Source organism: Streptomyces sp. NPDC059477, from assembly GCF_042749375.1.
GTDB lineage: Bacteria > Actinomycetota > Actinomycetes > Streptomycetales > Streptomycetaceae > Streptomyces.
Map to the genome: position 1 here is coordinate 44,135 of NZ_JBHYUG010000030.1, position 8,061 is coordinate 52,195.

The following is an 8,061-nucleotide window of genomic DNA, read 5'->3' on the forward strand; positions in this document are numbered from 1 at the left end:
GGCCGCCCCGGCCGATCGTCACCCCCGTCGTGCGGAGAGCCGCGCGGCGGGGGTGACGCCGTTCACCGCCGGAGAACCCCGGAGAACCCCGGAGAGCCCCGGAGAGCCCTGGCACGGGGACGCGCCCCCGCACGCGCCGCCTCAGTCCCCGGCGGCCACCGAAGTGATCACATCCCGCAGCCGCTCCACGTACCACCGCATGTTCTTCTGCGCGATGTCCGTGTCCGGATAGCGGCTGGCCAGCCACAGCCCCTCGGGCACCCGGTTGATCCAGACACACACCTGATCGCCGTACGACACCCTGATCAGCCCGTACGCCGCCAGCCGGGCCCAGTCCGCGGCGCCGGGCAGGGAGCGGGCGTCGACGTAGGAGACGATCGAGTACATGTCGGGGGAGGTCGGCCGGAAGTCCGTGCCGAGCAGGCTCAGGACGCGGGCCAGCGGCATCCGGGCCAGCGAGCGGTTGGCGTGCAGTTCGGCGCGTACGGTCCGCAGGGCACAGGAGAAGTCGAGGTCGGCGTCCAGCGGGACCTCGATCGGGGCCCCGCCGACGTACCAGCCGACCGACTCCGACCAGCGGGACTTGGCCCGGGTGTGCAACGGCAGCACCGTGCGGTACACCGGCTGCCCGCCGATCTCCCGCAGCACCAGCGCCGTCGCCGCGAGGACGCCGACGCCGCTGCCGCCGTAGGGACGGCACCGCGCCTCGAAGGCGGCGGCTGCCTCCGCGTCCACCAGCGGCTCGCGCAGCAGCTTCTGCGGCGGCAGCGGGCCGCCGCCCGGCTCCAGCCCCAGATCCACCGGGAACCCCGGCAGCTGTCCGTCGCAGCGCCGGATGAACTCCCGCCAGCGGCCGACGATCTCATGGCTCGCGTCGATCCGGTCGGCGTCCGCCCGCTCGCTCTCGCAGAAGTCGATGTAACTGCCGACCGGCGGCCCCTGAAGGACCCGGCCCGCGACCGCAGCCGCGTACAGCTCATGGATCTCGGAGGGGATGCGGTGCAGGGAGTAGGCGTCGACATTGCTGTGGTCGAACGCCATGTACACGCTGGTGTCGGCCTCGCGCACGACCGCCGTGAAGATCAGGTTGGGCCAGCGCAACGCGTCGGCCGCCACATCGAAACGGTGCTCAAGATGAGCGATCAGCACCGCCGGATCGGTGAAGTCGCCGACGACCTCCCGGTGCAGGGACATCGACGCGCTGTCCAGGGTGAACCGGCGCAGTTCGTCGTCGGCGGTCAGCCGGAAGCCGCTGCGCAGCGTCTCGTGCCGCCGCATCCAGCCGCACAGCGCCTCCTGGAGTGCGTCCAGGTCGACCGGGCCGGGCAGATCGAAGGCGGCGCCGAGCCAGGTCGGCACGAACAGGCCGTCCTCGCGCACCGTTCGAGCCGTTCTGAAATGCGACTCCTGGATATAGGCGGGTGGCCGGATGTCGTCGGGCAGGCCCGCCGCGGTCGCGACGGTCTCCGGGCTCAGCGTCCACTCGACGAGCCGTCCCGGCCGGACCTCGCAGCGCTGGATGTCAGTGATGCGCACAGGGCGTCTCCGTTCGCAGGGGGCCGACCTTCCCAGGCAAAGCCGTGATCGCGCGCGACATGCGGGTTTACGTGATCCTTCAGCGCATCGAGTGGCCTCCCGAACGGCGGACTGAATACGATCTCGGCCAGCCGGACCGTCGCCGCCCCGTCGTTCTCCGTCCCGTCGTTCTCCGTCCCGCGTCCCGCGTCCCGAGTCCCCCGCCGTCCCCGCCCCTGACCCCGCCCCGTCCCCGACCCTGACGCATCCCCCGGGTGGCGTACCGCGCCCGCAGTACGCCACCCGCCCCGTGTACGTCTCCGGGAGGCGTCCGGCCTCCGCCCGGAAGCTGTCGGGGCCGACAGATCGGCCCCGTACTGTGGGCGCCATGGATCTTCGACTCCCCGGGCTGCGCGCGATACGGCGGGCACGGCGGTCGCGGAGGCTGCTGGCCGCCGCTGCCGCCGTCGTCGTACTCGCCGGCGCCGGGACCTGGACGGCCGTCGCGTCAGAGGACGCGGCCCCCGTGCTGCGCAGCGACCGGATGATGGACATGGGTGACGGGGTGCGCGTCGACACCTCGTACTTCACCTCCGGTCCGGCGGACGCCGGACGCCCGGCCGTGCTGCTGGGCCATGGCTTCGGCGGCAGCAAGGACGACATGCGCGCGCAGGCCGAGGACCTGGCCCGCGACGGCTACGCGGTGCTGACCTGGTCGGCGCGCGGCTTCGGCGAGTCCACCGGGCAGATCGGGCTGAACGACCCGGACGCCGAGGTCGCCGATGTCTCCCGGCTGCTCGACTGGCTGGCCGAGCAGCCGCAGGTCGAGCTGGACACGGACGGCGACCCGAGGGTGGGCCTGGCGGGCGGCTCGTACGGCGGCGCGATCGCGCTGCTGGCGGCCGGGTACGACGACCGGGTGGACGCCATCGCCCCCGCGATCACGTACTGGAACCTGGCCGACGCCCTGTTCCCGAACGATGTCTTCAAGAAGCTGTGGGCGGGCATCTTCTTCAACTCCGGCGGCGGCTGCACCCAGTTCGAGACCGAGCTGTGCCAGATGTACAACCGGGTCGCCGAGTCCGGCACCCCGGACGCCCAGGCGCGCGAGCTGCTCGAAGCGCGCTCGCCGTCGGCCGTCGCGGACCGGATCGACGTACCGACCCTGCTGTTCCAGGGCCAGAGCGACTCGCTGTTCCCGCTCGGGCAGGCCGACGCCGCCGCGGCGGCGATCAGCGCCAACGGCGCCCCCGTCGACGTCGACTGGATCTCCGGCGGACACGACGGCGGGGACCTGGAGACCGACCGGGTCGAGCAGCGGGTGACCGACTGGTTCGACCGGTACCTCAAGGAGGACACGGCCACCGCCACCGGCCCCGCCTTCCGCGTCACCCGCACCGGAGGCATCGACTCCACCGACGGCGAGGCCCAGTTGCGCGGCGCGAGCGCCGACAGCTACCCGGGCCTGCGCTCCGACCCCCGCGACCTCGCCCTGACCGGCGACGAGCAGGAGGTCACCAACCCGGCCGGCGCCAGCCCGCCCGCGATCTCCGCGCTGCCCGGCCTCGGCGCGGGCGGCGGCCTGTCCCAGCTGTCCTCCCTCGGCGTCGGCGTCTCGCTGGACTTCCCCGGCCAGTTCGCCGCCTTCGAGACCGCCCCCCTCGCCGACGACCTGCGCATCACCGGCTCCCCGACGGCGACCGTCCAGGTCACCTCCACCAGCCAGGACGCGGTCCTGTTCGCCAAGGTGTACGACGTCGGCCCCGACGGCCGCCAGCAGGTGCTGCCCTCGCAGCTGGTCACCCCGGTCCGGGTCACGGACGCCGCCGAGGGCCAGGAGGTCACCCTCACCCTCCCGGCCATCGACCACGAGGTCCAGCAGGGCCACCGGCTGCGCCTGGTCCTCGCCTCCACCGACCTCGGCTACGCCTCCCCGGCGGCCCCGGCCACCTACACGGTCTCCGTCCAGGGCGGCCTGAGCGTGCCGACCGCCCCCGAGGTGACGACCGGCGAGAGCGGCCTGTCGTCCTGGGTGTGGTGGCTGCCGCTGGCCGGCGCGGTGATCGCCGCCCTGCTGCTGTTCACCGCCCGCCGCCGCACCAGCGCCCCGGCCCCCGACCCGGCGCTCGCCGACGTCCCGCTCCAGATCACCGAGCTGAGCAAGCGCTACTCCCGCTCCAGCGACCGGTACGCCGTGAAGGACCTGTCGTTCCGGGTGGAGCAGGGCCAGGTGCTCGGCCTGCTCGGACCCAACGGGGCGGGCAAGACCACGACCCTGCGCATGCTGATGGGCCTGATCACCCCCGACGGCGGCGAGATCCGCGTCTTCGGGCACGCCATCCGGCCCGGCGCGCCCGTGCTGTCCCGGGTCGGCTCCTTCGTCGAGGGCGCCGGATTCCTGCCGCATCTGTCCGGGCGGGAGAACCTGGAGCTGTACTGGGCCGCCACCGGCCGTCCCGCCGGGGACGCGCACATCGAGGAGGCCCTGGAGATCGCCGGGCTCGGTGACGCGCTCGCCCGCGCGGTGCGCACCTACTCCCAGGGCATGCGCCAGCGCCTGGCCATCGCCCAGGCCATGCTCGGCCTGCCGGACCTGCTGATCCTGGACGAGCCGACCAATGGACTCGACCCGCCCCAGATCCGCGAGATGCGCGAGGTGATGATCCGGTACGCGGCGGCCGGGCGGACCGTGATCGTCTCCAGCCATCTGCTGGCGGAGGTCGAGCAGTCCTGCACCCACCTGGTGGTCATGGACCGCGGCCGGCTGGTCCAGGCCGGGCCGGTCAGCGAGATCATCGGCTCCGGCGACACCCTGCTCGTCGGCACCGGTACGCCGGTGGACGGGCCGCTCGCCGAGAAGGTCGCCGCGCTGCCGGGCGTCGTCTCGGCCGTGCGCACCGACGACGGGCTCCTGGTCCGGCTCGACGCGGGCGGCACGGCGGCGGGCCTGGTGCCCGAACTCGTCCGCCTGGAGGTGCCGGTGGAGTCGGTCGGCCCCAACCGCCGCTTGGAAGACGCCTTCCTGACCCTGATCGGAGGCTCGTCGTGAGCACGGCCGTCGAGAACGCCGAGAACGCCGAGAACGCCGAGAACACGGGGAACGCCGGGAGCACGGGACCCCAGGCCCCCGGTACCCCGCCCCCGGCGGATGCGCCCCCGTCCGGCGACGCGGCCACCGGCTATCGCGCGGGCCGCACCCTGCCGCTGCGCGTCGAGCTGATCCGCCAGCTCAAGCGGCGCCGCACGATGATCATGGGCGCGATCCTCGTGCTGCTGCCCTTCGTGCTGGTCGTCGCCTTCGCGATCGGCGGCGAGCAGGAGGGCCCGGGGGACCGGATCACCCTGATGGACACGGCCACCGCGTCCGGCGCCAACTTCGCGGCGGTCTCCCTGTTCGTGTCGGCGGGCTTCCTGCTGGTGATCCCGGTCGCCCTGTTCTGCGGGGACACCGTGGCCGCCGAGGCCGGCTGGTCCTCGCTGCGCTATCTGCTGGCGGCGCCCGTGCCACGGGTGCGGCTGCTGTGGTCGAAGCTGGTGGTCGCGCTCGGCATGAGCCTGGCCGCGATGATCCTGCTGCCGGTGGTCGGGCTGGCCGTCGGCACGGTCGCCTACGGCTGGGGTCCGCTGCGCATCCCGACCGGCGGCGAGCTGGACCCGGCGACGGCGGCGCAGCGGCTCGTGGTGGTCGTGGCGTACATCTTCGTCTCCCAGCTGGTCACCGCCGGGCTCGCGTTCTGGCTCTCCACCAAGACGGACGCGCCGCTGGGCGCGGTGGGCGGCGCGGTCGGCCTGACCATCGTCGGCAACGTCCTGGACCAGGTGACCGCCCTCGGCGACTGGCGTGACTTCCTGCCCGCGCACTGGCAGTTCGCCTGGGCGGACGCCGTCCAGCCCACCCTCGAATGGTCCGGCATGATCCAGGGCGCCGCGGTCTCGGTCACGTACGCGCTCATCCTGTTCGCGCTGGCGTTCAGGGGTTTCGCCCGCAAGGACATCGTGTCGTAGGCCGACGAAGGTCAAGGTAGGTCAACGGAGGGTCACCCACCGGTCTCGGAGGGCGCCCTCCGTGCCCACTTCGAGACCCATCCGCAACTCCCCGGAACGCACATTCCGGCCCCCGGCGCCGTCACAGTCGCAGACATCGGCCGCAACGGACGCTGGGGGCAACGGGGATGAAGCGATACCGGACACGACGGCTGCGCGGCGGGCTGCTCGCCGTCACCGCGGCCTGCGCACTGCTGGCGGGCTGCGGCGGGGGCGGCCGGGCCGAGAGCACCGACGCGCACGGACAGAGCGACGGTTGGCCCGCGCCCGCCGCACCGGACGGTGGCGAGGTCCGCCCCGACGACGGCGGTGACCTCACGGACGACCCGGACAGCACGGACAGCACGGACGGCCCGGACGGCACCGACGAGTGGGGCAGCGCGGACCGCGACTTCGCGCCCGAGCCCGACCACCTCTCCACCTTCGCCCTGGACGTCGACACCGCCTCCTACGGCTACGCCCGCCGCTCCCTCGCCGACGGCCGGGCGCCCGACCCGGCGACGGTCCGCCCGGAGGAGTTCGTCAACAGCTTCCGCCAGGACTACGAGCGTCCCGACGGAAACGGTTTCACGGTCACCGTCGACGGCGCCCGCACCAGCGACGACGACTGGTCCCTGGTCCGCGTCGGACTCGCCACCCGCCCGGCCGGGGCCGACGACGAACGCCCGCCCGCCGCCCTCACGTTCGTCCTGGACGTCTCCGGCTCCATGGCCGAGCCCGGCCGCCTCGACCTGGCCAAGGAGGCGCTCGGCGTGATGACCGGCCAACTGCGCGACGACGACTCCGTCGCCCTGGTCACCTTCACCGACGAGGCGGAGACCGTGCTGCCGATGACCCGGCTCGACGGCAACCGCGACGACATCCACGACGCCATCGACGAGCTGGAGACCCAGCGGTCCACCAACCTCGGCGCCGGTGTCGAGACCGGCTACGCCACCGCCGTCGAGGGCCTGCGCGAGGACGCCACCAACCGGGTCGTGCTGGTCTCCGACGCGCTCGCCAACACCGGCGACACCGACGCCGCCACCATCCTGGAGAACATCTCCGAGGCCCGCACCGAGCACGGCATCACCCTGTTCGGCGTCGGCGTCGGCAGCGAGTACGGCGACGACCTGATGGAACAGCTCGCCGACCGGGGCGACGGCCACACCGCCTATGTGTCCACCTCCGAGGAGGCCCGCGAGGTCTTCTGCGAGGATCTGCCCCGCACCATCGACCTCACCGCCCGCGACGCCAAGGCCCAGGTCGCCTTCGACCCGGAGACCGTCGAGGAGTTCCAGCTCATCGGCTACGACAACCGACAGGTCGCCGACGAGGACTTCCGCGACGACAGCGTGGACGGCGGCGAGATCGGCCCCGGCCACACGGTGACCGCGCTGTACGCGGTGCGCACCGAGCCGGGCGCCGCAGGGCATCTCGCCACGGCCACCGTCCGCTGGCAGGACCCCGACAGCCGCACCCCGCACGAGGAGTCGGGCTCACTGGAGGCCGCCGCCCTCGCGGACGGCGTGGGCAGCGCCTCCGACCGCTTCCAGGTCACCGCCGTCGCCGCCTACTTCGCCGACGCCCTGCGCCGCGAGGACTCCCGCTCCCTCCGGCTGCCGGGCGCCCCCACGCTGGACGACCTCGCCGGGATCGCCCACGACCTCGCCGGTGACACGGAGGACGAGGCGGTCGTGGAACTGGCGGAGACGATCGACCGGGCGGACCGTCTGCTGTGACGGGGGCGCACACGACGAAGGCGGGCCACCGGGGGAACCGGTGGCCCGCCTTCGCGGGTGCGGGATACGGATCAGCGGTTGCCGGCGCCGTTGCCCGACAGGACCGCGATGTCGTCCAGGATGTGCGACAGCGGCTCGTCGCCCTTGGCCTGGGTGGAGTTCTCCACGCACTGCTGGTTCTGCGGGGCCGACAGGATCGGGACGTCCTGCACGGCGATCGGCACGGCACCGATCAGGGAGCCGACGTTGGCCTTCAGCGGCAGACCGACACACGGCTTGTTCAGCGAACCCTGGACCAGCGAGAGCTGCGGGCTCTGGTCGCCGAACGTGGCCGAGTTGCCGAACACGGACGAAGCGCCGTTGCCGCTGGCGGAGGTGGTGCCGTTGTCGTTGCCGATGGCCAGCGCCTGGGGGGCGGCCGTGGCCGCCAGGCCGGCGACGGAGGCGGCGATAGCCGCGGTGGCCCACAGCTTCTTCATGTTCTTTCCCTTCGAAAAGCGGACTCCGGTGGGGAGTTGCGTGATCATCAACGGCTCCGGAGCGGTGCGGGTTGTGGGCTTTGCCCCGATCGGCTCAGTTCTTTCCCATAATGGGATGAATGTCCGGCGTGATGTTCACGTCAGGGTCAACGCCGTATGACGGTGTCGGATGGGTGCCGTACGGGTGCCGTACGGCGGGGCGACACGGAAAAGCGGGCGGCCGGCGGTCCCGGGGCGCCCGGGGGGGGGCGGGGGGCGGTGGTTGGGGGCGCGGTGGCCCCGCGCCGCGATAATTTCTGTGT

At 73.0% G+C, this 8,061-nt stretch carries 5 protein-coding genes; 3 read left to right on the top strand and 2 right to left on the bottom strand.

Annotated features, from left to right (window positions below; genetic code table 11):
- Positions 1 to 141: 141 nt before the first annotated feature.
- On the bottom strand, positions 142 to 1,536 hold the full coding sequence (locus ACFXAZ_RS17525; RefSeq protein WP_384591282.1) for a condensation domain-containing protein: 1,395 nt from the start codon (positions 1,534 to 1,536) through the stop codon (positions 142 to 144).
- Between the two features lie 367 nt (positions 1,537 to 1,903).
- Between ACFXAZ_RS17525 and ACFXAZ_RS17530 the strand changes: the two genes are divergently transcribed.
- The 3 genes from ACFXAZ_RS17530 (at position 1,904) to ACFXAZ_RS17540 (ending at position 7,280) form a co-directional block, all read left to right on the top strand.
- A complete protein-coding gene (locus ACFXAZ_RS17530; protein ID WP_384591284.1) occupies positions 1,904 to 4,564 on the top strand; it encodes an alpha/beta fold hydrolase in 2,661 nt (886 codons plus the stop codon).
- A gap of 149 nt (positions 4,565 to 4,713) precedes the next feature.
- Positions 4,714 to 5,520: an ABC transporter permease gene (locus ACFXAZ_RS17535; RefSeq protein WP_384591388.1), complete on the top strand. Its 807-nt coding sequence runs from the start codon at positions 4,714 to 4,716 to the stop codon at positions 5,518 to 5,520.
- A 167-nt stretch (positions 5,521 to 5,687) separates the two neighbouring features.
- On the top strand, positions 5,688 to 7,280 hold the full coding sequence (locus tag ACFXAZ_RS17540; protein ID WP_384591287.1) for a von Willebrand factor type A domain-containing protein: 1,593 nt from the start codon (positions 5,688 to 5,690) through the stop codon (positions 7,278 to 7,280).
- Between the two features lie 71 nt (positions 7,281 to 7,351).
- Here the strand turns inward: ACFXAZ_RS17540 and ACFXAZ_RS17545 are convergent, their stop codons facing one another.
- Positions 7,352 to 7,759, bottom strand: a complete 408-nt coding sequence (locus ACFXAZ_RS17545) for a rodlin (protein WP_384591290.1) — start codon at positions 7,757 to 7,759, stop codon at positions 7,352 to 7,354.
- Positions 7,760 to 8,061 lie beyond the last annotated feature (302 nt).